Below are 22,787 nucleotides of genomic sequence, written 5' to 3' on the forward strand. Positions count from 1 at the left end.
GCCGGCGCGGTGCCGGACCAGCGGCAGCCAGGGCAGGACGGCCGCGGCGGCGACGGCCGCCCACACGGCGAGGCCGGACCGCCAGCTGCCCCCCAGGGCGTCGGTCAGCGGGACGGTCACCGCGGCGGCGAGGGAGGTGCCGAGCGCGAGGGCCATCGAGTACAGGCCGGTCATGGAGCCGACCCGGTCGGGGAACCACTGCTTGACGATGACCGGCATCAGGACGTTGCTGACGGCGATGCCCATGAGAGCGAGCGCGCTGGCGGCCAGGAAGCCGGCGGTGGTGCCGACGTAGGGGCGGACGAGCAGGCCGGCGGTGATGGCGGCCATGCCGGCGCACACCACCGCTGCCGGTCCGAAGCGGCGGGCCAGGCGGGGCGCGGTGACCCCGAACACGGCGAAGCAGAGCGGCGGCACGGAGGTGAGCAGGCCGGCCACGCTGCCGCTCATGCCGAGCCCGTCGCGTACCTCCTCCAGGAGTGCGCCGAGGCTCGTGATGGCCGGGCGGAGGTTCACCGCGGCGAGCACGATGCCGACGACGACCAGCCGGGTCGCCCACGCGCGCGTGCCGCCCCCCGCGGAGGTCGTCCCGGGGGTGTTCGCCGCGGCGGCCGCGCCGCGTCCGGTCGGTGACATCTCCGTACGGGTATCCGTTGTCCGGGTTTCCTCACTAGCCATGAGACCCATCATAGAATCATAGGATGATTACCTGTCCATTCCCGGTGCCTTCGCGGCCGGGCGTCCCGTGCGAAGGTGTGCCATGCCCTTGAGCCACCCGCGCCGTTCGGCGCTGTCCGAGCAGGTCATCGCCGAACTGCGCAACCAGATCACCTCCGGCGAATGGCCGGTCGGCTCCCGCATCCCGACCGAGCCGGAACTGGTCGATCAGCTCGGTGTCGCCCGCAACACGGTCCGCGAGGCCGTCCGCGCGCTCGCCCACAACGGTCTGCTGGACATCCGCCAGGGCTCGGGCACGTACGTCGTGGCCACGAGCGAGCTGGCCGGCGTGATGCACCGCCGCTTCGCCGACGCCGACCCGCGGCACATCGCCGAGCTGCGTTCCACGCTGGAGTCGGCCGCGGCGAAACTGGCCGCCGAGCGGCGCACCGACAAGGACCTCAAGCAGCTCGACGCGCTGCTGCTCCGGCGCGAGGAGGCGTGGGAGAGCGGTGAGGCGGAGAACTTCGTGACGGCCGACGCCACCTTCCACCTGGCCGTGGTGGCCGCGTCCCACAACGACGTGATGACGGCGATGTACGCGGACCTGGGCGAGGTGCTGCGGGACTGGCTACGCGCGGACGTCGGGGCGGAGCTGACGCCGGAGACGTACATGGACCACGCGAGGCTGATGGACGCGATCCGCGCGGGGGACGCGGAGGCGGCGGCCACGGAGGCCGCGAGCTATCCGTTCCTGTGCGACCCGGGCCGGTTCACAGCGCCTTCTGGTGGCTGATCCAGACCGAGCGGACCTCCTTCCAGCACCGGCCGGTCAGCCGTACGGTCATGGCGGGCCCGGCGTCCGCCGGAGCGCTGTCCGTGTCGATGTCCCACCAGCGGGCGCACTCGATGTGCAGCCGCACGCGGTCGGTGTCGACATAGGGGTTGTGGCAGTAGGCCACCACATGGGAGCCCTGCACGGCCGTACGGCACGAGGCGCCGAACCGGCTCGGCGCCGGAGGCTTGCCGCCGCTCACGCGCGCGTGGGACAGCGCGTCGTACGGCAGCGACAGGACGAGGGCCAGGGCCACGGTCACCGGGGCCAGGCTGCGGCGGGGCAGGCGCACAAGGGAACCTCCTCGGCCGGGCTGCGGAGGGACGTGCGGGGAGGGCTTGTTCCAGGGTGCGCCGCCGGCGCGGCGGCGGCCCGGCCGGTTAAGCCGAACGGGTGACGCCCCGCTCCCCGCTCGCGGCGGGAGACGGGGCGTCGGTGGAGCGTGCGGGGATCAGGCGCCGATGGCGTGCAGACCGCCGTCCACGTGGATGATCTCGCCCGTGGTCTTCGGGAACCAGTCGCTGAGCAGGGCGACGACACCCTTGCCGGCCGGCTCCGGGTCCTTCAGGTCCCACTCCAGCGGGGAGCGGCTGTCCCACACCGAGGCCAGCTCGCCGAAGCCCGGGATGGACTTGGCGGCCATGGAGCCGATCGGGCCCGCCGAGACGAGGTTGCAGCGGATGTTCTGCTTGCCCAGGTCGCGCGCCATGTAGCGGCTGGTGGCCTCCAGGGCGGCCTTGGCCGGGCCCATCCAGTCGTACTGCGGCCAGGCGAACGAGGCGTCGAAGGTGAGGCCGACGACCGAGCCGCCGTTCTGCATCAGCGGCAGGCAGGCCATGGTCAGCGACTTCAGCGAGAACGCCGAGACGTGCATGGCGGTGGCCACCGACTCGAACGGCGTGTTCAGGAAGTTGCCGCCGAGCGCGTCCTGCGGGGCGAAGCCGATGGAGTGGACGATGCCGTCCAGGCCGCCCAGCTCCTCGCCGACGACGTCGGCCAGGCGCGCGAGGTGCTCGTCGTTGGTGACGTCCAGCTCGATGACCTTGGTGGGCTTCGGCAGCTTCTTGGCGATGCGCTCGGTCAGGGTGGGCCGCGGGAACGCGGTCAGGATGATCTCGGCACCCTGCTCCTGGGCGAGCTTGGCGACGTGGAAGGCGATGGAGGACTCCATCAGCACACCGGTGACCAGGATGCGCTTGCCCTCGAGAATTCCGCTCATGGTGATCAGTGACCCATTCCCAGTCCGCCGTCAACCGGGATGACGGCTCCAGTGATGTACGAGGCGTCGTCCGAGGCGAGGAAGCGCACCGTGGCGGCGACCTCCTCGGGCTGCGCGTAACGGCCGAGCGGCACCTGGGACACGATGTTCTGGCGCTGCTCGTCGGTGAGCGCCTTGGTCATGTCGGTGTCGACGAAGCCGGGCGCGACGACGTTGAAGGTGATGTTGCGCGAGCCCAGCTCCCGGGCGAGCGACCGCGCGAAGCCGACCAGGGCGGCCTTGGAGGCGGCGTAGTTCGCCTGCCCCGCCGAGCCGAGCAGGCCGACGACGGACGAGATCAGGACGACGCGGCCATTCTTGGCCCGCAGCATGCCGCGGTTGGCGCGCTTGACGACCCGGAAGGTGCCCGTGAGGTTGGTGTCGATGACCGAGGTGAAGTCGTCCTCGGACATGCGCATCAGGAGCTGGTCCTTGGTGACCCCGGCGTTGGCGATCAGGACCTCGACCGGACCGTGCTGGTCCTCGATCTCCTTGTAGGCCTGCTCCACCTGCTCCGGGTCGGTGATGTCGCACTTGACCGCCAGGAAGCCGGCCGGCGGCTCACCCGAGCGGTACGTGATCGCGACCTTGTCGCCGGCGTCGGCGAAAGCGCGGGCGATGGCGAGGCCGATGCCCCGGTTGCCTCCGGTGACGAGAACCGAGCGGCTCAACGGATCACCCTTTCCATAGCGGTCTGACACATCCGCCCGAACACCTGGATGACAGGCGGCTTCATCGAAAACCTATCGGTACCGCCACGCGCGCGGAGAAGCGGGCACCGACAGTGGCGCGGTGGTGTCGCTGTCGGATCCCTACAGAAAGAGCCCGTCCGGTGACCAAACCTGTGGTCCGCCGGCCCGCTCCCGCGACATGATCGGACACGACAGGCCACGACAGCAGGGAGACCTCCGTGCCTCATTCGATCGACGAAGCCTTCACCGCGCTTCCGCTACGGGCCCTCGCCGACGCCGCGCTCGCGCGCGCGCGTGCGTTGGGGGCCGAGCACGCGGACTTCCGGTTCGAGCGGGTGCGCAGCGCGTCCTGGCGGCTCCGGGACGCCAAGCCCGCCGGGTCCTCGGACACCACCGACCTCGGGTACGCGGTCCGGGTCGTGCACGGCGGTACGTGGGGCTTCGCCTCCGGGGTGGACCTGACCATGGACGCCGCGGCCCGGGTGGCCGCGCAGGCGGTGGCCATGGCCAAGCTGTCCGCGCAGGTGATCAGGGCGGCCGGGTCGGACGAGAGGGTGGAGCTCGCGGACGAGCCCGTGCACGCCGACCGGACGTGGGTGTCGTCGTACGAGATCGACCCCTTCTCGGTGCCCGACGAGGAGAAGGCGGCGCTGCTCGCGCAGTGGAGCGCACGGCTGCTGGCGGCGAACGGCGTCAGCCATGTCGACGCCTCGCTGCTCACCGTGCACGAGAACAAGTTCTACGCGGACACCGCCGGCACCGTGACCACCCAGCAGCGGGTGCGGCTGCATCCGCAGCTGACGGCCGTCTCGGTCGACGAGTCCAGCGGCGAGTTCGACTCCATGCGCACGATCGCGCCGCCGGCGGGACGCGGCTGGGAGTACCTGACGGGCACCGGCTGGGACTGGGACGCCGAGCTGGAGCGGATCCCCGAGCTGCTCGCCGAGAAGATGCGGGCCCCGAGCGTGGAGCCGGGCCTGTACGACCTGGTCGTCGACCCGTCCAACCTGTGGCTGACCATCCACGAGTCCATCGGCCACGCCACCGAGCTGGACCGCGCCCTCGGCTACGAGGCCGCCTACGCCGGCACCTCCTTCGCCACCTTCGACCAGCTGGGCAAGCTGCGGTACGGCTCCGAGCTGATGAACGTCACCGGTGACCGCACCGCCGAGCACGGGCTCGCGACCATCGGCTACGACGACGAGGGCGTCGAGGCGCAGTCCTGGGACCTGGTCAAGGACGGCACGCTGGTGGGCTACCAGCTGGACCGGCGCATCGCGCGGCTGACCGGGTTCGACCGGTCCAACGGGTGCGCGTACGCCGACTCCCCCGGCCACGTGCCGGTGCAGCGCATGGCCAACGTCTCGCTCCGGCCCGATCCGGCCGGGCTGTCCACCGAGGACCTGATCGGCGGGGTCGACCGGGGCATCTACGTCGTCGGCGACCGGTCCTGGTCGATCGACATGCAGCGCTACAACTTCCAGTTCACCGGCCAGCGCTTCTTCAAGATCGAGAACGGGCGGATCACCGGGCAGCTGAAGGACGTCGCCTACCAGGCCACGACCACGGACTTCTGGGGGTCGATGGCCGCGGTCGGCGGACCGCAGACCTACGTCCTCGGCGGTGCCTTCAACTGCGGCAAGGCCCAGCCGGGCCAGGTGGCCGCCGTCTCCCACGGCTGCCCGTCCGCCCTCTTCAAGGGCGTCAACATTCTGAACACTTCGCAGGAGGCCGGCCGATGAGCGCCCGTACCCACAAGCCGCACGAGGTCGTCGAGCAGGCCCTGGCGCTGTCCCGCGCCGACGGCTGTGTCGTCATCGCCGACGAGCACTCCACCGCCAACCTGCGCTGGGCGGGCAACGCGCTCACCACCAACGGGGTGACACGGGGCCGCACGCTCACCGTGATCGCCACCGTGGACGGCAAGGAGGGCACCGCCTCCGGCGTCGTGTCGCGGTCCGCGGTCACCGCCCAGGAGCTGGAGCCGCTGGTGCGGGCCGCCGAGGCCGCCGCGCGCGGGGCCGCGCCCGCGGAGGACGCGCAGCCGCTGGTCAGCGGGGTGCCGCAGGCCCAGGACTTCACGGACGCGCCCGCCGAGACCTCCTCGGCCGTGTTCGCCGACTTCGCCCCGGCGCTCGGCGACGCCTTCGCACGCGCGCGTGCGGGCGGCCGGGAACTGTACGGCTTCGCCAACCACGAGATGGTGTCCACCTACCTGGGCACGTCCACCGGGCTGCGGCTGCGTCACGACCAGCCCACCGGCACGCTGGAGCTGAACGCCAAGTCGCCCGACCGTACGCGTTCGGCCTGGGCCGGCCGCTCCACCCGGGACTTCAAGGACGTCGACCCGGGCGCGCTGGACGCCGAGCTGGCCGTACGGCTCGGCTGGGCGGAGCGGCGCGTGGAACTGCCCGCGGGCCGGTACGAGACGCTGCTGCCGCCCACCGCCGTGGCGGACCTGCTCATCTACCAGCTGTGGTCCGCGTCGGGCCGGGACGCGGCCGAGGGGCGCACGGTGTTCTCCCGGCCGGGCGGCGGCACCCGGGTCGGCGACCGGCTCACCGACCTGCCGCTGACGCTGCGCAGCGATCCGGACGAGCCGGGCCTGGAGTGCCCGCCCTTCGTGGTCGCCCACTCCTCCGGCGGCGACCAGTCCGTGTTCGACAACGGGCTGCCGACGCGCGGCACCAAGTGGGTCGACGAGGGTGTGCTGAAGAACCTGACGACCACCCGGCACAGCGCGGGCCTGACCGGGCTGCCGGTCGCCCCGGTGCTGGGGAACCTCGTCCTGGACGGCGGCGGTGACCGCTCCCTGGAGGAGATGGTCGCGGCCACGGACCACGGCGGGCCCTGCCTGCTGCTGACCTGCCTGTGGTACATCCGCGAGGTCGACCCGGCGACGCTGCTGCTGACGGGGCTGACCCGGGACGGTGTCTACCTCGTGGAGAACGGCGAGGTGACCGGGCAGGTGAACAACTTCCGGTTCAACGAGTCGCCGGTGGATCTGCTGGGCCGGGCCACGGAGGCCGGGCGGACGGAGAAGACGCTGCCGCGTGAGTGGAGCGACTGGTTCACCCGGGCCGCGATGCCCGCGCTGCGGATCCCGGATTTCAATATGAGCTCTGTCAGTCAGGGCGTATAACCTCGTAGTCGGCTGTCACCCGACCGCCTCAGGAACACCAAGGAGACACGAGAACCGTGACGGACATCGTCGACGAGCTGAAGTGGCGCGGGCTCATCGCCCTCTCCACGGACGAGGACGCACTGCGCAAGGCGTTCGCTGACGGCCCCGTCACGTTCTATTGCGGCTTCGACCCGACCGCGCCCAGCCTGCACCTCGGCAACCTCGTGCAGATCCTGACGATGCGCCGCATCCAGGAGGCGGGCAACCGCCCGCTGGCGCTGGTCGGCGGGGCCACGGGCCTCATCGGCGACCCGAAGCCCACGGCCGAGCGCACGCTGAACGCGCCGGAGGTGGTGGCCGGCTGGGTGGAGCGGCTGCGCGCCCAGATCGCGCCGCTGCTCCACTTCGACGGACCGAACGCCGCCGTGATGGTCAACAACCTGGACTGGACCCAGGGGCTGTCGGCCATCGAGTTCCTGCGGGACATCGGCAAGCACTTCCGTGTCAACAAGATGATCGCCAAGGAGGCCGTCTCCCGGCGGCTCAACTCCGACGCGGGCATCAGTTACACCGAGTTCAGCTACCAGATCCTCCAGGGCATGGACTTCCTGGAGCTGTACCGGCGGCACGGCTGCGCCCTGCAGACCGGCGGCAGTGACCAGTGGGGCAACCTCACCTCAGGCACGGACCTGATCCACCGGGTCGAGCCGGACGCCGTGGTGCACGCGCTGGGCACCCCGCTGATCACCAAGGCGGACGGCACCAAGTTCGGCAAGACCGAGTCCGGCACGGTGTGGCTCGACCCCGAGATGACCACGCCGTACGCGTTCTACCAGTTCTGGGTCAACGCGGACGACCGGGACGTGTCCAAGTTCCTGCGCATCTTCAGCTTCCGCTCCCGTGAGGAGATCGAGGAGCTGGAGCGGCAGACCGCGGAGCGCCCGCAGGCCCGGGCGGCGCAGCGCGCGCTGGCCGAGGAGCTGACGACGCTGGTGCACGGCGCCGACCAGACGGCCGCGGTGATCGCCGCGTCCAAGGCGCTGTTCGGCCAGGGCGAGCTGGCGGAGCTGGACGACAGGACGCTGGCCTCGGCACTGTCCGAGGTGCCGCACATCCGGGTCGCCGAGCTCGCTCCGGTGGTCGACCTGTTCTCCGAGGTCGGCCTGGTGGCCAGCAAGTCGGCCGCCCGGCGGACCGTGAAGGAGGGCGGGGCCTACGTGAACAACGTCAAGGTCACCGCCGAGGACCACGTCCCCGGCACCGCGGAGCTGCTCCACGGGCGGTGGCTGGTGCTGCGGCGCGGCAAGAAGAACCTGGCCGCCGTGGAGGTCACGGACGCCTGAGCGTCGTGAGACGCCCCCGAGCGTCGCAGGGCGCCCGGGTGCTCGTAGGGCTCCCGGTGTCGTAGGGCTCCCGGGTGTCGTAAGGCGCCCGAGCGTCGTACGGCGTCCGAGCGTCGTAACGCGCCCGGGTGCGGGTACGGCAGGGGCGTGGGCGGGCGGGTGACTTCCGCCGCGGCGGGGTCGCCCGCCCGGTCCCCGCGCGCCCCCTCCGGCCGTACCGCCTTCGCGTGCTGCCTTCTGGGGGCTGCCTTACGGGGGCTGTCTTTCGGGGTGCCCCGAGCGGCTCAGGCCCGCTGGTGCTTTCTCTTGCCCAGCGTGGCCATGTACAGGGCGTCCACGGCCGCGACGATGATGATCGCGGCCACCAGCTGGAAGATGTGCCGGCTCCAGTCGATCCCCCGGGTCGCCTCCACGCCGACCGCGCGGGCCACCGCGTTGCCGACGATGGCGCCCAGCATGCCGCAGATGGTGGTCAGCCACAGCGGGCTGTGCTGCTTGCCCGGAATGATCGCCTTGGCGATGAGGCCCAGCACGAATCCCACGATGATCGCCCACAACCAGCCCATGGCTGCCTCCTCGTACGGCTCGACGTGAGCATTAGGGCCAGTGTGGTTCGGTGCACCGTACGGCGCATGTCGGGTTCCCCCGTACGCGGCACGCCCGACGGCGTCTGCGCAGGCAGAGCGTGCCCCGGTCTCGAAGCCGGCGGGTGCGCGGCGTACCGTGGAGGTGTCCCGGCCGGTTCCCCGCCGGGCGGGGACAAGGGTGCGGGCCGGGGAGTCCGATGCGGGCGGATGGTGGAATGCGATGCGGAAACAGCAGGGCGGCAGTGGCCAGGTGTTCCGGATCACCGGTGCCCGGACCGGTCTCGCCGAGGACGTCCGGGGCCGGCAGCGCCGGTACGTGATCTCCATGTCGGTCCGTACCGTGTCGGTGATCCTCGCGGCCTCGCTGTGGAACGTCGAGCGGTACGTCGCCATCGTCGCGCTGGTCTTCGGCGCACTGCTCCCCTACGTCGCCGTGGTGATCGCCAACGCGGGCCGGGAGCGCCCGCCGTCGCTCCCCTCGACGTTCGTCGTCGCGCCGCCGCGTCCGATGATCGCGCCGCCGCGGGCCGACGGCGAACAGGCCGAAGCGGCACGGGAGTCCGTGACCGAGGACGTGCCGGCGAACGAGGCCGGGGTGAGCGGTGAGCGCCCCGAGCCGGTGTGAGCACGGCGGACCCGCCGGAAAGCGGAACGCGCCCCCTCGGCAAGCTCAAGAAAAGCTCAGATCAATCCTGCTGTTCCAGTGCCGGGCGGTGGGGTACCCGTGACATACTGCGTACGCGCTCCGCATCCCCCGTCGGAGCGACGGACCGACGCCGGGCAGCTCCCCCCGTGGCTGCCCGGCGTCGCCTTGTTCGCACCCATGCGTGAGACGGACACGAGACGAAGCCGTGAGTGACGAGACGCCGATCTGCTCCGCCAAGGGCTGCCGTGCCGACGCCGTGTGGGTGCTGGCGTGGAACAACCCCACGATCCACACGCCGGAGCGCCGCAAGACCTGGCTCGCCTGTGACGAGCACCGCGAGCATCTGTCGCAGTTCCTCGGCGTGCGGGGGTTCTTGAAGGACGTCGTGAAGTTCGGGGAGTGGCGGGCGGCCGAGGAGGGCTAGCCGCCGATCGCCGACATCGGGCGGTCCGGCTGGACGAACGAGGGGTCGTCCAGCCCCGCGCCCGCCTTCTTGCCCCACATCGCCAGCCGCCAGATGCGGGCGATCTCCTCGTCCGGTGCCCCGGACCGCAGGGCGGCGCGCAGGTCGGTCTCCTCGGTGGCGAACAGGCAGGTGCGTATCTGGCCGTCGGCGGTGAGGCGGGTGCGGTCGCAGGCCGCGCAGAACGGCCGGGTGACCGACGCGATCACGCCGACCCGGTGCGGGCCGCCGTCGACCAGCCAGCGCTCCGCCGGTGCCGAGCCGCGTTCCTCGGCGCCCTCCGCGCTCAGCTCGAAGCGGGTGCGCAGGGAGGCGAGGATGTCCCCGGCGGTGACCATGCCCTCGCGCTTCCAGCCGTGCTGGGCGTCCAGGGGCATCTGCTCGATGAAGCGCAGCTCGTAGTCGTTCTCCACCGCCCAGGCGAGCAGGTCGGGGGCCTCGTCGGCGTTCAGCCCCGGCATCAGGACCGCGTTGACCTTGACCGGGGTCAGACCGGCTTCGCGGGCGGCTGCCATGCCCTCCAGCACGTCCTTGTGGCGGTCGCGGCGGGTGAGGGTCTTGAAGACGTCCGGGCGGAGGGTGTCCAGGGAGACGTTGACCCGGTCCAGGCCCGCCGCCTTCAGGGCCGCCGCGGTGCGCTTGAGGCCGATCCCGTTGGTGGTGAGGGACATCCGGGGGCGCGGGTCGAGGGCCGCGACGCGCTCGACGATGCCGACCAGACCCGGGCGGAGCAGGGGCTCGCCGCCGGTGAAGCGGACCTCCTCGATGCCGAGCGTCCGGGCCGCGATGTCGATCAGGCGGACGATCTCGTCGTCCGTCAGGAGGTCCGGTTTGGACAGCCACTGCAACCCTTCCTCGGGCATGCAGTACGTGCAGCGCAGATTGCAGCGGTCCGTGAGCGAGACCCGCAGGTCGGTGGCCACCCGGCCGTAGGTGTCGATGAGCACGTGGGCCCCCTCCCTCTCCCGGTCGTCATGTGCGGACGGCGGTGCGTCCGAACCTCACCTGCGAGCCTACGTGACCGCACCGCCATCGACACCGGCCCGATCCCACGAGGTGCGGCGCGGCCGCGTCGTAGGACCGTACAGTCCCGGGTGACGCGGCCGTCCGTACGAACCTCAGTGCGCTCCGGTGCCGGTCAGGGACCGCACCTCCAGCTCCGCGTACTTGCCGGTGTCCGGTGCCTCCTTCGACAGCAGGGTGCCCACGACGCCGAGCAGGAATCCCACGGGGATGGAGATGATCCCGGGGTTCTCCAGCGGGAACCAGTGGAAGTCGACGCCGGGGAACATCGAGGTCGGCTTGCCGGAGACCACCGGGGAGAACAGCACCAGGCCGACCGCGGTGACCAGACCGCCGTAGATCGACCACAGGGCGCCGGCGGTGGTGAACCGCTTCCAGAACAGGCTGTAGAGGATGGTCGGCAGGTTGGCCGAGGCGGCGACCGCGAAGGCGAGGGCGACCAGACCGGCCACGTTCAGGTCGCGGGCCAGGGCGCCGAGCACGATCGAGACCGCGCCGATGCCGACGGTCGCCCAGCGGGCCGCGCCCAGTTCCTGCTTCTCGGTGGCGCGTCCCCGTCTGATGACGTTCGCGTAGATGTCGTGTGCGAACGAGGACGAGGAGGCCAGGGTGAGGCCGGCGACGACCGCGAGGATCGTGGCGAAGGCGACCGCGGAGATGGTGGCGAGCAGTACGGCTCCCCAGTTGGAGTCGACGCCGCCCAGATGCAGCGCGAGGAGGGGTGCCGCGGTGTTGCCCGCCTTGTTGGACGCGGTGATCTCGTCCGGTTTGATCAGCGCGGCGGCGCCGAAGCCGAGGGCGAGGGTCATCAGGTAGAAGACGCCGATCAGGCCGATGGCCCAGATCACGGACTTGCGGGCGGCCTTGGCGGTAGGGACCGTGTAGAAGCGGATGAGGATGTGCGGCAGGCCGGCGGTGCCCAGGACCAGGGCGATGCCGAGCGAGAGGAAGTCCAGCTTGGTGGTGCCGGTGGCGCCGTACTTCAGCCCGGGCTCCAGGAAAGCCGACCCCTTGCCGCTGTTGTCGGCGGCCTTGCCGAGCAGCTCAGAGACGTTGAAGTCGAACTTGAGCAGCACCAGGAAGGTCAGCAGCAGGGCGCCGATGATCAGCAGTACGGCCTTGACCATCTGGACCCAGGTGGTGCCCTTCATCCCGCCGATGGTGACGTACACGATCATCAGGACGCCCACCAGGGCGACGATGCCGATCTTGCCGCCGTCGCTGGTGATGCCGAGGAGCAGGGAGACGAGGACGCCGGCGCCGGCCATCTGGGCCAGCAGGTAGAAGATCGAGACCACGATGGTGGAGGTGCCGGCGGCCGTGCGGACCGGGCGCTGGCGCATCCGGTAGGCCAGCACGTCACCCATGGTGTAGCGGCCGGAGTTGCGCAGCGGTTCGGCGACCAGGAGCAGGGCGACGAGCCAGGCGACGAGGAACCCGATGGAGTACAGGAAGCCGTCGTAGCCGAAGAGGGCGATGGCGCCCGCGATGCCGAGGAAGGACGCGGCGGACATGTAGTCGCCGGAGACGGCGAGGCCGTTCTGGAAGCCGGTGAACTGCCGTCCGCCGGCGTAGAAGTCTGCGGCGTCCTTGGTCTGCCGGCCCGCCCAGACGGTGATGACGAGGGTCGCGGCGACGAACACCGCGAACAGGGTGATGATCAGCGTCCGGTGCTCGCTCGCCTCGCCGGCGGCCAGCAGCGTGTGCTGCGCGGGGCTCATGCGCGGCCCTCCATCCGGGACTTGATGGCCTCGGCCTTCGGGTCGAGTCTGGCCGCGGCGTGCCGCGCGTACCACCAGGCGATGAGGAACGTGGTGAGGAACTGGGCGAGGCCCAGCACGAGGGCGACGTTCACGTTGCCGGCCACCTTGGTGCCCATGAAGCCGCCCGCGTAGTTGGACAGCAGGACGTAGAGCAGGTACCAGGCGATGAAGGCGATCGTCAGCGGGAAGGCGAAGGAGCGGTAGGCGCGGCGCAGTTCGCCGAACTCCGCGCTCTGCTGCACCTCGGTGAACTCCTCGGTGGAGGGAAGGTGGGGGGCTGGGGGTTTCGCGGGCGGCGGTGTCTCGGTTGCCACGGAGTCTCCTCGCGTCACGGACATGCGCTTTCTGACCTCACAGGACGAGGATCACATTACAGGGAGTCACCGGACGGCTCCCCGCTGCGATCCCGGTGGGGGAACGAACCCGAGGGCCCCCCGTCCACGGTCACGGCGCGGCGTGCGGACCGGTTCAACTCCCCCTGGCTCTTTCGGAGATCAGCCCCGGAGGATAGCTTCGCCCTGCACCACTCGTCATGTACCTGCCCGAGCGCCATCCGTGTCTCGGGCGGTTCCGTTTCCGGATGATGTGGAGATCCCATGGCTCATCTGCGCTCCAGGCACCGGCTCGCGCTCGCCGTGCCGGTCGCTCTGTCGCTGACCGCCACGCTCGGATTCCTTCCGTCGGCGGCCTCGGCGGCGGCCCCGGCGGACACGGCGGGCGCGACGGCGCGGGCGGTGGAAGGCCCCGCTCTCGCGTACGTGGTCAACACCGGGACGGACCACCGCACGATCGACTCGGTGCGGCGGGCGATCACACGCAACGGCGGCACGGTCGTGGCGAGTTACGACCGGATCGGGGTGATCGTCGTCCACTCGGCGAACCCCGACTTCGGCGCGCGGATGCGTGCGGTGCACGGCGTGCGGTCGGCGGGTGCCACGCGTACCGCTCCGCTGACGGCGGCGGGCACGACGGACGAGGGTGCCGTACGGGTGCTGTCGAAGGCGGAGGCCGCGAAGGCCGCCCGGGCGGCGACGGCGGGGCAGGAACCGCTGGAGGCCGACCAGTGGGACCTGCGGGCGATCGGCGCCGACCGGGCCGCCGCCGTCGACCCGGGCAGCCGGAGTGTCACCGTCGGGGTCATCGACACGGGCGTGGACGACACCCACCCGGACATCGCCCCGAACTTCTCCCCGTCCCAGTCCGCGAGCTGTGTCAGCGGCAAGGCGGACACGACGTACGGCGCGTGGCGGCCCGCGGACGCCGACCACTACCACGGCACCCATGTGGCGGGCGAGATAGCCGCGGCCCGCAACGGCATCGGCGTGGCGGGTGTGGCTCCCGGCGTGAAGGTCGCGGGCATCACCGTCGCCCAGCCGGACTCCACTTCGATGTTCTACCCGGAGAGCGTGGTCTGCGCCTTCGTGTTCGCCGCGGACCACGGCATCGAGATCACCAACAACAGCTACTACGTGGATCCGTGGCTGTACAACTGCATGGACGACCCCGATCAACGTGCCATCGTCGACGCGGTCAACAGGGCTCAGCTGTACGCCCAGCGCAAGGGCACGCTCAACGTCGCCTCGGCGGGCAACTCCAACGACGATCTGGACGCCGACGCGCTCACGGACACCTCCAGCCCCGACGACTCGACGCCCGGGACCCGCACGGTCGACCCGCACGAGTGCTTCGACGTGCCGACCCAGCTGCCCGGCGTGGTCACCGTGAGCGCCGTCGGCGTGAAGGGCGCCAAGTCGTCCTACTCCAGTTACGGCCGGGGCGTGATCGACGTGGCGGGGCCGGGCGGTGACCGCTTCCAGATCCCGGACACGCCGTCGAAGAACGGCCGCATCCTGTCGACGCTGCCGAACAACCGGTACGGCTGGCTCCAGGGCACCTCGATGGCCTCCCCGCACGTCGCCGCGGTGGCCGCGCTGCTGAAGTCGGCCCACCCGCACGCCACCCCGGCCCGGCTCCAGGCGCTGCTGAAGGCGGAGGCGGACAACCCGGGGTGCCCGGCCGAGCCGTACGACGGTGACGGCGACGGGGTGGTGGACGCGACCTGCGCCGGCGGTGAGCGAGTCAACGGCTTCTACGGGTTCGGCATCGTCAACGCATTGCGCGCGGTCGAGTAACCGCCCGCTTCGCTGTGCAGCGTTGGTGAGAAATATTGATCGAATCAATAATGCATAGTGAAGTCATGCCTGAAATCAATGAAGCCTGGCTCGCCGTGGGCGGAGCGCCCGGTCCGCTGTCGCGCGTCTCGGCCGTCACTCGGGCGGACACCCTCGGCGCACGGCTGCCGGTTCGGAACCTGGCGCGCGCGTGTGTGGGAGCGTGCGCGCTGGCCGCCGCCGAACTCGGGGCACGGCGGGCCGGGCTCGCCGAGGTGCCGGCGGTCACCGTGGACGACGGCGCGGTGGCCGCGGCCTTCCACAGCGAGCGGCTGCTGCGGGTCGACGGGCGGGCGCCGGACACCTTCGCGCCGCTGTCGCGCTTCTGGCGCACGCGGGACGGCTGGGTGCGCACCCACGCCAACTACCCGCACCACCGGGACCGGCTGCTGAGGGTGCTGGGCCTGCCGCGGGACGCCTCGCCCGAGCGGGTCGCGGACCGGCTCGCCGGGCGCTCCGCGGCGGAGACCGAGGAGGCCGTGTACGGCGCCGGGGGCCTCGCCGTGGCCCTGCGCACACCTGGACAGTGGCAGGCGCACGCGCAGGCGGCCGAGGTGGCGGCGCGACCGCTGGTCGAGCGGGACCGGCCGGACACGGCACGCGTGCGCGTGCTCCCCGCGCTCGATCCGGACGCCGCCGTCCTGCTGCCCGCCGCCGGGCTGCGCGTGCTGGACCTGACCCGGGTCCTGGCGGGCCCGGTCGCCACCCGCACCCTCGCCCTGCTCGGCGCCGACGTGCTGCGCGTGGATTCACCGCAGCTGCCGGAGCTGCCGGACCAGCACGCCGACACGGGCTTCGGCAAACGGTCCGCCGTGCTGGACCTGACTACCGACCGGGACACCTTCGAGGAACTGCTGGGCAGGGCCGACGTCGTGGTGACCGGGTACCGGCCGGGCGCCCTCGACCGGTTCGGGCTCGCCCCCGAGGACCTGGCCGCACGGCGCCCCGGCCTGGTCGTGGCGCAGGTGTCGGCGTGGGGGGCGTACGGGCCGTGGGGCGGGCGGCGCGGCTTCGACAGCCTGGTGCAGGTCGCCACCGGCATCGCGGTGACCGAGGGCGCGGCCGGGGAGCCGGGGGCGCTGCCCGCGCAGGCCCTGGACCACGGCACCGGCTATCTGCTGGCGGCCGCCGTGCTGCGGGCGCTGACCGAGCAGTCGTACGAGGGCGGGAGCCGGCTGGTCCGGCTGGCGCTGGCCCGGACCGCCCGCTGGCTGACGTCGGGGACCGGGTCCACCCCGAACTCGGAGACCGGCCCTGCGCCGGGCGGGGAGGCGTCCGGCGTCGCCCCCGCAGAGGGAGCGGCGCCCCGCCCGGATCCCGACGCCTGGCTGGCCGAGACGGACAGTGCCCTCGGCCGCCTGCGGCACGCCCGCCCGGCCGTGTCCTTCGCCGGCGGCCCCGCCGGCTGGCGGCGGCCCCCGGTGCCGTGGGGCACGGACCCGGCGGCGTGGTGGTGACGCGGGTCAGCCGTTGGTGACCAGCACCTTGAGCGCCGTGCGCTCGTCCATGGCCTTGTAGCCGGCCGGCACGCCCTCGATGTCGACGGTCATGTCGAACACCGGCGAGGGGTCGATCGTGCCGTCGAGGACGTCGGGCAGCAGGTCGGGGATGTAGGCGCGGACCGGCGCCACGCCGCCGCGCAGGGCGATGTTGCGGTCGAACATCACCCCGAGGTCCAGGCCGGTGCCGCTGCCGTGGGGGACGCCCACGAAGCCGATGGCGCCGCCGTCGCGGGTGATGTCGACGGCCGTCCGCATGGACTGCTCGGTGCCGACCGCCTCCACGACGGCGTGCGCGCCCTGTCCCCGGGTCAGCTCGCGGACGGCCTCGACGGCCGCGTCCCCGCGCTCGGCGACGACGTCGGTGGCGCCGAACCGGCGCGCGATGTCGGTACGCGCCGCGTGCCGGCCGAGCGCGATGATCCGCTCGGCGCCGAGCCGCCTGGCGGCCAGGACGGCGCACAGGCCGACCGCGCCGTCCCCGACGACCGCGACCGTGGCGCCGGGCCGGACGCCCGCGCCGAGGGCGGCGTGGTGGCCGGTGCCGAGGACGTCGGACAAGGTCAGCAGGGCGGACAGCAGACGCTCGTCGGAGGCCGCGTCCTTGGGCAGCTGCACCAGGGTGCCGTCGGCGAACGGCACCCGGACGGCCTCGCCCTGGCCCCCGTCGTAGCCGACCGAGCCCCAGAAGCCGCCGTGCTCGCAGGACGTGTTCAGGCCCTCACGGCAGTAGTCGCAGACGCCGTCGGACCACATGAAGGGCGCGACCACCAGGTCGCCGCGGCGCACGGTGCTCACCTCGGAACCGGTCTCCTCCACCACACCGAGGAACTCGTGCCCGATCCGCTGCCCCGGCTGCCGGGCCGCCTCACCGCGGTAGGCCCACAGGTCGCTGCCGCATATGCAGGCCCGCAGCACCCGCACGACGGCGTCGGTGGGCAACTGCACCACGGGCTCGGGCACGTCCTCCACGCGCATGTCGAACGGGGCGTGGATGGTGGTGGCGCGCATGGCGGGAGTCCTTCTCGTGCGGGATGGTGCGAGATCGTCCGGAGCGCTCGGGGATGGTGAGCGCACTTCACGGTACGTCGCCCCCCGCGCACTCGGCACGGCGAGGTGGCGTAGCCCGCAGGCGGTGCCCGGATCTACGATGCCGCGGCCGGGGTGTTCTCGCCCCTGGAGACGCTGCAGATCCTCGACGTGCCCCGGGTGGACCTCGCCGGGGTCGTACCGCACCAGGGCCTGGGCTCGCTCCACCTCACCAAGGCCGTGGAGGTGGAGCACATCGGGGCCCTCGCGGAGCTTCCCGCGCTGCGCAGCGTCGAGTTCGCGCGGTGCGGCCCCCTGGACCTGACACCGCTCGCGGCCCTGGACAGGGTGGAGGTCCGGCTGTTCGACTGCGAGCGGGTCGCCGGTGCGGAGCTGTTCCCCCGTGACCGGCTGATCATCCACTGACCAGTCCAGGGGGCCGACGGTCCCGCCCCCGATGGCACCCGACCGTGTCCACGGGGCCGCCGGCAGCGCCCGCGGTGGCATCCGCCCTGTCCACAGGACCGCCGGCCCCGCCCCCGGTGTCACCCGCCCCGTCCACAGGACCTCCGGCCCCGCCCCGGTGTCACCAGACCCGGACGGACGCGCCCCGCGCGAACACCGAGCTGGTCGCACCGGCCGGTGGCTCCTCTAGGGGTTCGGCGATCTCCGCCACCGTGGGCCCGACCTCCGCGGCGACGGTGTCCAGGAGGGCGAGGTCGAAGCCGTAGACCCGGGCCGCGTTGCCGCCGACCATGGCGGCCACCTGTGCGCGCGGGACGCCCGCGTACGCGAACCGCAGGGCCTCGCGGGTGTACGGGTGGGTGCCCTCGTCGTGCGGGTAGTCGCTCCCCCACATGATCTTGTCGATGCCGATGCGGTCACGCAGCGGCACCTCGTGGGGACGCATGAAGCTGGCGCCGACGTAGCAGTTGTCGCGCCAGACGCGGGAGGGCGCCTCGCCCATGCTCTCGGCCAGGCCGGTGCCGAACTTGGCCTCCGCGGTGCCGCCCCGCGCCGCCGTGGCGACCAGGCGGCCGTGGTAGTAGTCCAGCATGTCCAGGACCCCGGGGATCCAGCCGGAGCCCTGTTCGGTCAGGACCAGCCGCAGGCCAGGATGGCGGCGGAAGGCGCCGCCGAAGACCAGGTGCCACAGGGCCCGGTGGGAGAACCAGGTCGTCTCCACCATGAACACCGCGCGTGCCGCGGGCTCCTCGCCGAGCGGCGGGGACGCGGAACCCGCGTGGTGGTTGACGGGCAGGCCGAGTTCCGCGCAGGCGGCCCAGATCGGGTCGTAGTGGCGCGAGTACAGCTCGGGCAGGCCGGAACCGGGCGGGGTGCCGGGCAGCATCAGGCCGCCCCGCAGGCCCGCCGAGGCGGCCCACCGGATCTCCTTGACGGCCTCCTCCACGTCGCCGAGGAGGATCTGGAAGACGCCGGCCCGGCGCCCCGGTGCCGCCGCGCAGAAGTCGGCGAGCCAGCGGTTGTGGGCGCGCAGGCCCGCCCAGCGCCGCTCGAAGTCCGCGGCGTCCGGGGGCGGGGCCATCAGCGAGCCGGACGGGAAGAACGGCGGGATGGTGTTCGGGAAGATCACCTCCCCGACGATCCCGTCCGCCTCCATCTCCGCCAGGCGCCGGTCGGAGTTCCAGTTCCGGTCGGCGGTGTCGGCGAGGAGGTCCTCGTGGGGGTTGACGTAGGTGGCGGCCCAGACGTCGAAGTCGTCATGGTGGCGCTCGGCCAGGTACGGCTTGTAGTCGAGGAGGTCGGCACCGGCGTGGCAGTCGGCCGAGATCACCGTGTAGCGGTCCGTCACCGGGTCACCTCCGGGAGGGGGACGTCGCGGTCGGGTCCCGTGAGCGGGAAGTCGCCGCCGGTCAGCCAGTGCCGGCCGCTCTCGCGTGAGCGCGCCCAGGACGCCTCCACCGCGGCCTGGTCGGCGCTCTGGCCGAGGTCGGCGGGGGTGGGGCCGATGCGGCGGGCCAGGGGGGCCAGCTTGCCGGCGTCGAAGCCGAACGCCTCGGCAGCGGCGAGGCCCAGGATCCGGCGGGTCTCGGCGACCGGGATGTCGTGGAAGGTGCGGCGCAGCCACGCGCGCGTGTCCGGCCAGGTGCCCTCGGGGTGCGGGAAGTCGCTGCCCCACAGGATGTTGTCGACGCCGATCTCGTAGCGCTGGGCCAGCTCGCGCCGCTTGGTGTTGGTGGCGCAGACGAAGACCTGCCGGTCCAGGTACTCGTGCGGCGGGCGGCTCAGTTCCGCGAACGGGGAGAGCTTCTTGCCTCCGTGGGCGCCGAGGTAGAGGCGGTCCATGAACCACAGCAGGTTCGGCAGCCACCAGCAGCCGGACTCGGCGATGCCGAAGCGCAGACCCGGGTGGCGTTCGAAGACACCGGACCAGAGCAGGAACCACAGCGGGCGGGCCGGCCACCAGGTGACCTCGGAGACGTAGATGCCGAGGTGGTCGCCGTACTCGTGGCGGGGGGCGGCGCCGGAGTGGGTGAGCACCGGCATGCCGCACTCGGCCGCCGTCGCCCAGACCGGGTCGTAGCGGCGGTCGTGGTACGGCTCCCGGTCCGCCCACATGGCCGGGATCATCAGGGCGCCGAGGCCGGACTCCCTGGCCCGCCGGATCTCGGCGACGACCCGGTCGACGGGGGCCGTGACGGGCAGCAGGGCGACTCCGCAGTGCCGTTCGGGACGGTCGGAGACGAACTCCGCCAGCCAGCGGTTGTGCGCCTGCGCGCCCGCCATCCCCAGCTCGGGGTCCTGGTCGCCGGAGAGGCCGAGGCCCACGCCGAAGGGGGCGGCGGTCCGGCTGTCCACGGCGTCGGCGTCCGGGAAGACGACCTCGGCGGCCACCCCGTCACCGTCCAGTTCCTTCAGGCGCTGCGCGGTGTCCCAGCCGCCGCGCAGGCCCTCCTCGTTGTCGCGGAACCAGCGGTCGGCGAACGCCTCGTTGCGGACGCCGAGCCGGGTCATCTCCTCGCGGCGCCGGTCGCGGCCCGCGAGGAACTCGTCGAAGTCCCGGTGGAAACGGGACTCCAGGTAGGGCCGGTACCGCTCGGTGGGCAGTCCGGCGTGGCAGTCGGAGGAGATGATCAGGTACGGGTCCGGGCCGGACACGACGTCGGTCACGGCAGCCTCCCGGTCAGTCGAGGACGAAGCTTTCGAGGTACGACGGGTTCGCCCGGTCCAGCATCGACCGGGACCGCGCGCGGATCTGCGCGTCGCTGTGCTCGCTCGCCGGCAGCAGCCAGAAGCGGTCCTCGCGGATGCCGTCCACCACGAGGCCGGCGACTTCCTCGACGGGCGTGAAGCGGACCTCCCGGCCGGCCTCGCGCATCGCGCTCTCCCACTGGTCGAGGCTGCGATAGGGGGTTCTGCGCGGGCGCTGCTTGGCGTAGCGGGCGGGGCGGTTGCGGTGCGACTCCCACAGACCGGTGCGCAGCATGTGCGGGCCGGGGAAGAGGACGGAGGCGCCCACGCGCGCGCGTTCCGCCTTGAGGTGGGCGTAGAGGGACTCCGTCAGGGTGACGACGGCCGCCTTGGTCACCGCGTACACCGAGGCGGTGGGGAGCGGTGCGACACCGCCGTCGGTGGAGGACGTGTTGACCACATGACCGGGCTGGCCCGACTCGATCATCCTGGGCACGAACGCCTGGACGCCGTGGAAGACGCCCCACACGTTGACGGCGAAGGCCCACTTCCAGTCGTTCGGGTCGTGCTCCCACATGCGGCCCTCGGCGCCGGATCCGACGCCCGCGTTGTTGCACAGGACGTGCACGGCGCCGTAGGTGTCGTACGCCGCCTCGGCCAGCGCCGTGACCTGGTCGCGTTCACCGACGTCGGCCACGCGCGCGTGGACGTCGGCGCCCTCGGCGCGCAGGCCGGCGGCGGCCTTCTCCAGGGCGGCCTCCTCGACGTCCGCGAGGACGACCTTCAGGCCGTCGGCCGCGAACCGCCGGGCCATGGCCAGCCCGATCCCGCTCGCCGCCCCGGTGACGACGGCGACGTGTCCGGCGCGCAGCTCCATCACACGCTCCCCTCGGGCGGCCCGTCATGGGCCTGGAGCGGGTCGTCGTAGCGCTGGTGGACGTAGGGCAGCAGGGCCTGCGCGTCGACCCGTTCGGCCACCCGGCCGCGCTGGTCGCTGGTCTTCTCGCCGATGGTGATCTCCAGCAGGCGCAGCACGGGGAGGTCGGCGACGGGGTCGTACAGGGACTCGCGGAGCACCACGTCCCCGGTGACCCGTTCCAGCCGGCGCACCTTCTCGTGCCGTACGCAGTGCACCAGCACGGGGTCGCCGTCGAAGCCGGAACCGTCCACCGCGGGCAGGAACTTGAAGTAGAAGTCGGTCCTGCCTGCGGGCTCGGGCAGGGGCAGCGGGCCGCTCACCGCTCCGCGGACCTCCACGAAGGCGATGCCGTGGCGTGCCATCGACGCCCGGACGACGAGGCCGTCGCGCTCGACGGTGACCTCGCCGAGTTTCTTGGGTTCCCCGAAGACCTCACGGCCGCCGGTGAGGGCGCGCTCGTGGGTCATCGGCATCACCAGCGGATACCAGCCGTCGACCCCGCCGTGGGCGGCGGCGACGGCGAAGGAGCCCGCGCCGAGCGCATACCCGGGCAGGTCGACCTTGCTGACGGTGGCCCGCACCAGGGGCCGTCCGGTGGGCTTCAGCGGGGGTGGCAGCACCGCCGCGACCGCGTCCGGGTCGGTCTCCCAGCAAGCCACCACACCGGTGGACCAGATGTCGGGCAGCCGTGCGCTCGCGCCGCGCGTGGCGGCGGTCTCCCGTTCGGTCCGTGCGCCGTACCGTACGCGTGCCATGGCCGTACCACCCCTTCTCCTGACGGGTCGTCACCTGTAACACAGTTACAGCAGTCGGGGTGCGGGGTAAATACACGTGCGCGGACGGGAGTCGGGGGGTCACGGTGAGCGGGGCGAGGAGCGCGCTGTCCCGGGAGGCGGTGCTGGAGGCCGCGGCGGGGCTGGTGCGGCAGCGTGGCCCGGACGCGCTGACGATGCGGGCGCTCGCCGCCGAGCTGGGCACGGCGGTGACGTCGATCTACTGGCACGTCGGGGGCCGCGAGGCGCTGCTCGACGCGCTCGTGGAGCGGACCGTGGCCGGCCTCGGCGAGATCCGCCCCCGGGGACGCACCCCGGAGCGCCGGGTGCTGTCGGTCGCGTGCGCCCTGCGGCGCCAGCTGCGCGACCATCCGCACCTGGTGGCCCTGGTGCACGAGCGCGGGCTGACCGAACGGATGTTCCTGCCCGCCCAGCGGGTCCTGGTGCGCGAGGCGCACGCGGCGGGGCTGCGCGGGGCCCGGGCCGCCGAGTTCGTCCGGGCCGTGCAGTTCCAGGTGGTCGGGCACGTACTGGTCGAGCGCAACCGCGAACGGGCCCCGGCGCAGCACCCGGACGAGCGGGAGCTGTGGAGCGCAGGAAGCGCAGGAACCGCCGGGAGCGCCGGGAGCGCCGGGAGCGCCGGGAGCGCCGGGAGCGCCGGGAGCGCCGGGGACGATCCTGCCCTGGTCCGGGCGCTGGCCCGTCCGGTGGACACGGAACGACTGTTCGTGACGGCGGTGGGCGCGCTGGTGCGGTCCCTGCTGGCCCCGCAGGGACGCTGACCGGCACACCCGGCCCGTGCCACACCCGCGCCCCGCGCCCCGCACCCGCACCCGCACCCGCACCCGCACC

General features: G+C 72.5%; 23 protein-coding genes. 10 read left to right on the forward strand and 13 right to left on the reverse strand.

All coding sequences use genetic code 11. The features are described from left to right. On the reverse strand, positions 1–636 hold a 636-nt coding region (locus GT045_RS00005), incomplete at its 3' end, for an MFS transporter (protein ID WP_161332887.1). Positions 637–760: 124 nt separating this feature from the next. On the opposite strand from GT045_RS00005, the gene GT045_RS00010 reads away from it, so the two are divergent. Next, on the forward strand, positions 761–1,453 hold the full coding sequence (locus GT045_RS00010; RefSeq protein ID WP_161287491.1) for a FadR/GntR family transcriptional regulator: 693 nt from the start codon (positions 761–763) through the stop codon (positions 1,451–1,453). Here the strand turns inward: GT045_RS00010 and GT045_RS00015 are convergent. The 3 genes from GT045_RS00015 to fabG all read right to left on the reverse strand — a co-directional run bounded on the left by GT045_RS00015 (position 1,431) and on the right by fabG (position 3,421). Then, the gene (locus GT045_RS00015) at positions 1,431–1,784 is read right to left on the reverse strand and encodes a hypothetical protein (RefSeq protein ID WP_161287490.1); all 354 of its coding nucleotides are present in this window, start codon (positions 1,782–1,784) and stop codon (positions 1,431–1,433) included. The two genes, GT045_RS00010 and GT045_RS00015, sit on opposite strands and share 23 nt — an antisense overlap. Before the next feature lie 159 nt (positions 1,785–1,943). After that, positions 1,944–2,711: an enoyl-ACP reductase FabI gene (gene fabI / locus GT045_RS00020; protein WP_161287489.1), complete on the reverse strand. Its 768-nt coding sequence runs from the start codon at positions 2,709–2,711 to the stop codon at positions 1,944–1,946. Between the two features lie 5 nt (positions 2,712–2,716). Further along, positions 2,717–3,421, reverse strand: coding sequence for a 3-oxoacyl-[acyl-carrier-protein] reductase (gene fabG / locus GT045_RS00025; RefSeq protein ID WP_161332888.1), 705 nt, complete (start codon positions 3,419–3,421; stop codon positions 2,717–2,719). A 239-nt stretch (positions 3,422–3,660) separates the two neighbouring features. Between fabG and GT045_RS00030 the strand changes: the two genes are divergently transcribed. From GT045_RS00030 to tyrS, 3 genes are read left to right on the forward strand one after another with little or no spacing between them, the layout of a single operon-like run. Then, the gene (locus GT045_RS00030; RefSeq protein WP_161287487.1) at positions 3,661–5,184 is read left to right on the forward strand and encodes a TldD/PmbA family protein; all 1,524 of its coding nucleotides are present in this window, start codon (positions 3,661–3,663) and stop codon (positions 5,182–5,184) included. Then, positions 5,181–6,584: a metallopeptidase TldD-related protein gene (locus GT045_RS00035; RefSeq protein ID WP_161332889.1), complete on the forward strand. Its 1,404-nt coding sequence runs from the start codon at positions 5,181–5,183 to the stop codon at positions 6,582–6,584. Before GT045_RS00030 ends, GT045_RS00035 begins: the two co-directional genes overlap by 4 nt. 56 nt (positions 6,585–6,640) lie before the next feature. Then, a complete protein-coding gene (gene tyrS / locus GT045_RS00040; RefSeq protein WP_161287485.1) occupies positions 6,641–7,909 on the forward strand; it encodes a tyrosine--tRNA ligase in 1,269 nt (422 codons plus the stop codon). Between the two features lie 284 nt (positions 7,910–8,193). Here tyrS and GT045_RS00045 read toward each other — a convergent pair whose 3' ends face one another. Beyond that, the gene (locus GT045_RS00045; protein WP_030347082.1) at positions 8,194–8,475 is read right to left on the reverse strand and encodes a GlsB/YeaQ/YmgE family stress response membrane protein; all 282 of its coding nucleotides are present in this window, start codon (positions 8,473–8,475) and stop codon (positions 8,194–8,196) included. 241 nt (positions 8,476–8,716) lie between these two features. On the opposite strand from GT045_RS00045, the gene GT045_RS00050 reads away from it, so the two are divergent. Together GT045_RS00050 and GT045_RS00055 are read left to right on the forward strand one after the other, a co-directional pair. Then, complete coding sequence (locus GT045_RS00050; RefSeq protein ID WP_161332890.1) at positions 8,717–9,121, forward strand: DUF3099 domain-containing protein; 405 nt, start codon at positions 8,717–8,719, stop codon at positions 9,119–9,121. A 226-nt stretch (positions 9,122–9,347) separates the two neighbouring features. Continuing rightward, positions 9,348–9,566 (forward strand): hypothetical protein, encoded by a 219-nt coding sequence (locus GT045_RS00055; protein WP_161332891.1) that lies wholly within the window; start codon positions 9,348–9,350, stop codon positions 9,564–9,566. On the opposite strand, the gene moaA is transcribed toward GT045_RS00055, so the two are convergent. The 3 genes from moaA to GT045_RS00070 all read right to left on the reverse strand — a co-directional run bounded on the left by moaA (position 9,563) and on the right by GT045_RS00070 (position 12,705). Further along, positions 9,563–10,552 (reverse strand): GTP 3',8-cyclase MoaA, encoded by a 990-nt coding sequence (gene moaA, locus GT045_RS00060; RefSeq protein WP_161295544.1) that lies wholly within the window; start codon positions 10,550–10,552, stop codon positions 9,563–9,565. The two genes, GT045_RS00055 and moaA, sit on opposite strands and share 4 nt — an antisense overlap. Positions 10,553–10,723: 171 nt before the next feature. Continuing rightward, complete coding sequence (locus tag GT045_RS00065) at positions 10,724–12,349, reverse strand: cation acetate symporter (RefSeq protein WP_161332892.1); 1,626 nt, start codon at positions 12,347–12,349, stop codon at positions 10,724–10,726. After that, a complete protein-coding gene (locus tag GT045_RS00070; RefSeq protein WP_161295547.1) occupies positions 12,346–12,705 on the reverse strand; it encodes a DUF485 domain-containing protein in 360 nt (119 codons plus the stop codon). Before GT045_RS00070 ends, GT045_RS00065 begins: the two co-directional genes overlap by 4 nt. Positions 12,706–12,987: 282 nt before the next feature. On the opposite strand from GT045_RS00070, the gene GT045_RS00075 reads away from it, so the two are divergent. Together GT045_RS00075 and GT045_RS00080 are read left to right on the forward strand one after the other, a co-directional pair. Continuing rightward, positions 12,988–14,523, forward strand: a complete 1,536-nt coding sequence (locus tag GT045_RS00075) for a S8 family serine peptidase (RefSeq protein ID WP_161332893.1) — start codon at positions 12,988–12,990, stop codon at positions 14,521–14,523. A 65-nt stretch (positions 14,524–14,588) separates the two neighbouring features. Beyond that, positions 14,589–16,019 carry a CoA transferase gene (locus GT045_RS00080; RefSeq protein ID WP_161332894.1) on the forward strand — a complete coding sequence of 477 codons (1,431 nt, stop codon included), beginning with the start codon at positions 14,589–14,591 and terminating at the stop codon, positions 16,017–16,019. A 6-nt stretch (positions 16,020–16,025) separates the two neighbouring features. On the opposite strand, the gene GT045_RS00085 is transcribed toward GT045_RS00080, so the two are convergent. After that, a complete protein-coding gene (locus tag GT045_RS00085) occupies positions 16,026–17,072 on the reverse strand; it encodes a zinc-dependent alcohol dehydrogenase family protein (protein WP_161295551.1) in 1,047 nt (348 codons plus the stop codon). A gap of 153 nt (positions 17,073–17,225) precedes the next feature. Here GT045_RS00085 and GT045_RS00090 point away from each other — a divergent pair, with 153 nt between their 5' ends. Next, positions 17,226–17,516, forward strand: a complete 291-nt coding sequence (locus GT045_RS00090; protein ID WP_161332895.1) for a hypothetical protein — start codon at positions 17,226–17,228, stop codon at positions 17,514–17,516. 160 nt (positions 17,517–17,676) lie between these two features. Here GT045_RS00090 and GT045_RS00095 read toward each other — a convergent pair whose 3' ends face one another. The 4 genes from GT045_RS00095 to GT045_RS00110 are packed head-to-tail and all read right to left on the reverse strand — an operon-like array spanning position 17,677 to position 21,917. Beyond that, the gene (locus GT045_RS00095) at positions 17,677–18,903 is read right to left on the reverse strand and encodes an amidohydrolase family protein (protein ID WP_161332896.1); all 1,227 of its coding nucleotides are present in this window, start codon (positions 18,901–18,903) and stop codon (positions 17,677–17,679) included. Beyond that, on the reverse strand, positions 18,900–20,210 hold the full coding sequence (locus GT045_RS00100) for an amidohydrolase family protein (protein ID WP_161295562.1): 1,311 nt from the start codon (positions 20,208–20,210) through the stop codon (positions 18,900–18,902). The genes GT045_RS00095 and GT045_RS00100 overlap by 4 nt, the downstream gene beginning before the upstream one ends. 25 nt (positions 20,211–20,235) lie before the next feature. Next, complete coding sequence (locus GT045_RS00105) at positions 20,236–21,120, reverse strand: SDR family NAD(P)-dependent oxidoreductase (RefSeq protein ID WP_161295556.1); 885 nt, start codon at positions 21,118–21,120, stop codon at positions 20,236–20,238. Then, positions 21,120–21,917: an acetoacetate decarboxylase family protein gene (locus GT045_RS00110; protein WP_161332897.1), complete on the reverse strand. Its 798-nt coding sequence runs from the start codon at positions 21,915–21,917 to the stop codon at positions 21,120–21,122. Before GT045_RS00110 ends, GT045_RS00105 begins: the two co-directional genes overlap by 1 nt. A 104-nt stretch (positions 21,918–22,021) precedes the next feature. Between GT045_RS00110 and GT045_RS00115 the strand changes: the two genes are divergently transcribed. Next, the gene (locus GT045_RS00115; RefSeq protein ID WP_161332898.1) at positions 22,022–22,717 is read left to right on the forward strand and encodes a TetR/AcrR family transcriptional regulator; all 696 of its coding nucleotides are present in this window, start codon (positions 22,022–22,024) and stop codon (positions 22,715–22,717) included. The last annotated feature ends 70 nt before the right edge of the window (positions 22,718–22,787 follow it).

The organism is Streptomyces sp. SID486 (assembly GCF_009865385.1).
Taxonomy (GTDB): Bacteria; Actinomycetota; Actinomycetes; order Streptomycetales; family Streptomycetaceae; genus Streptomyces.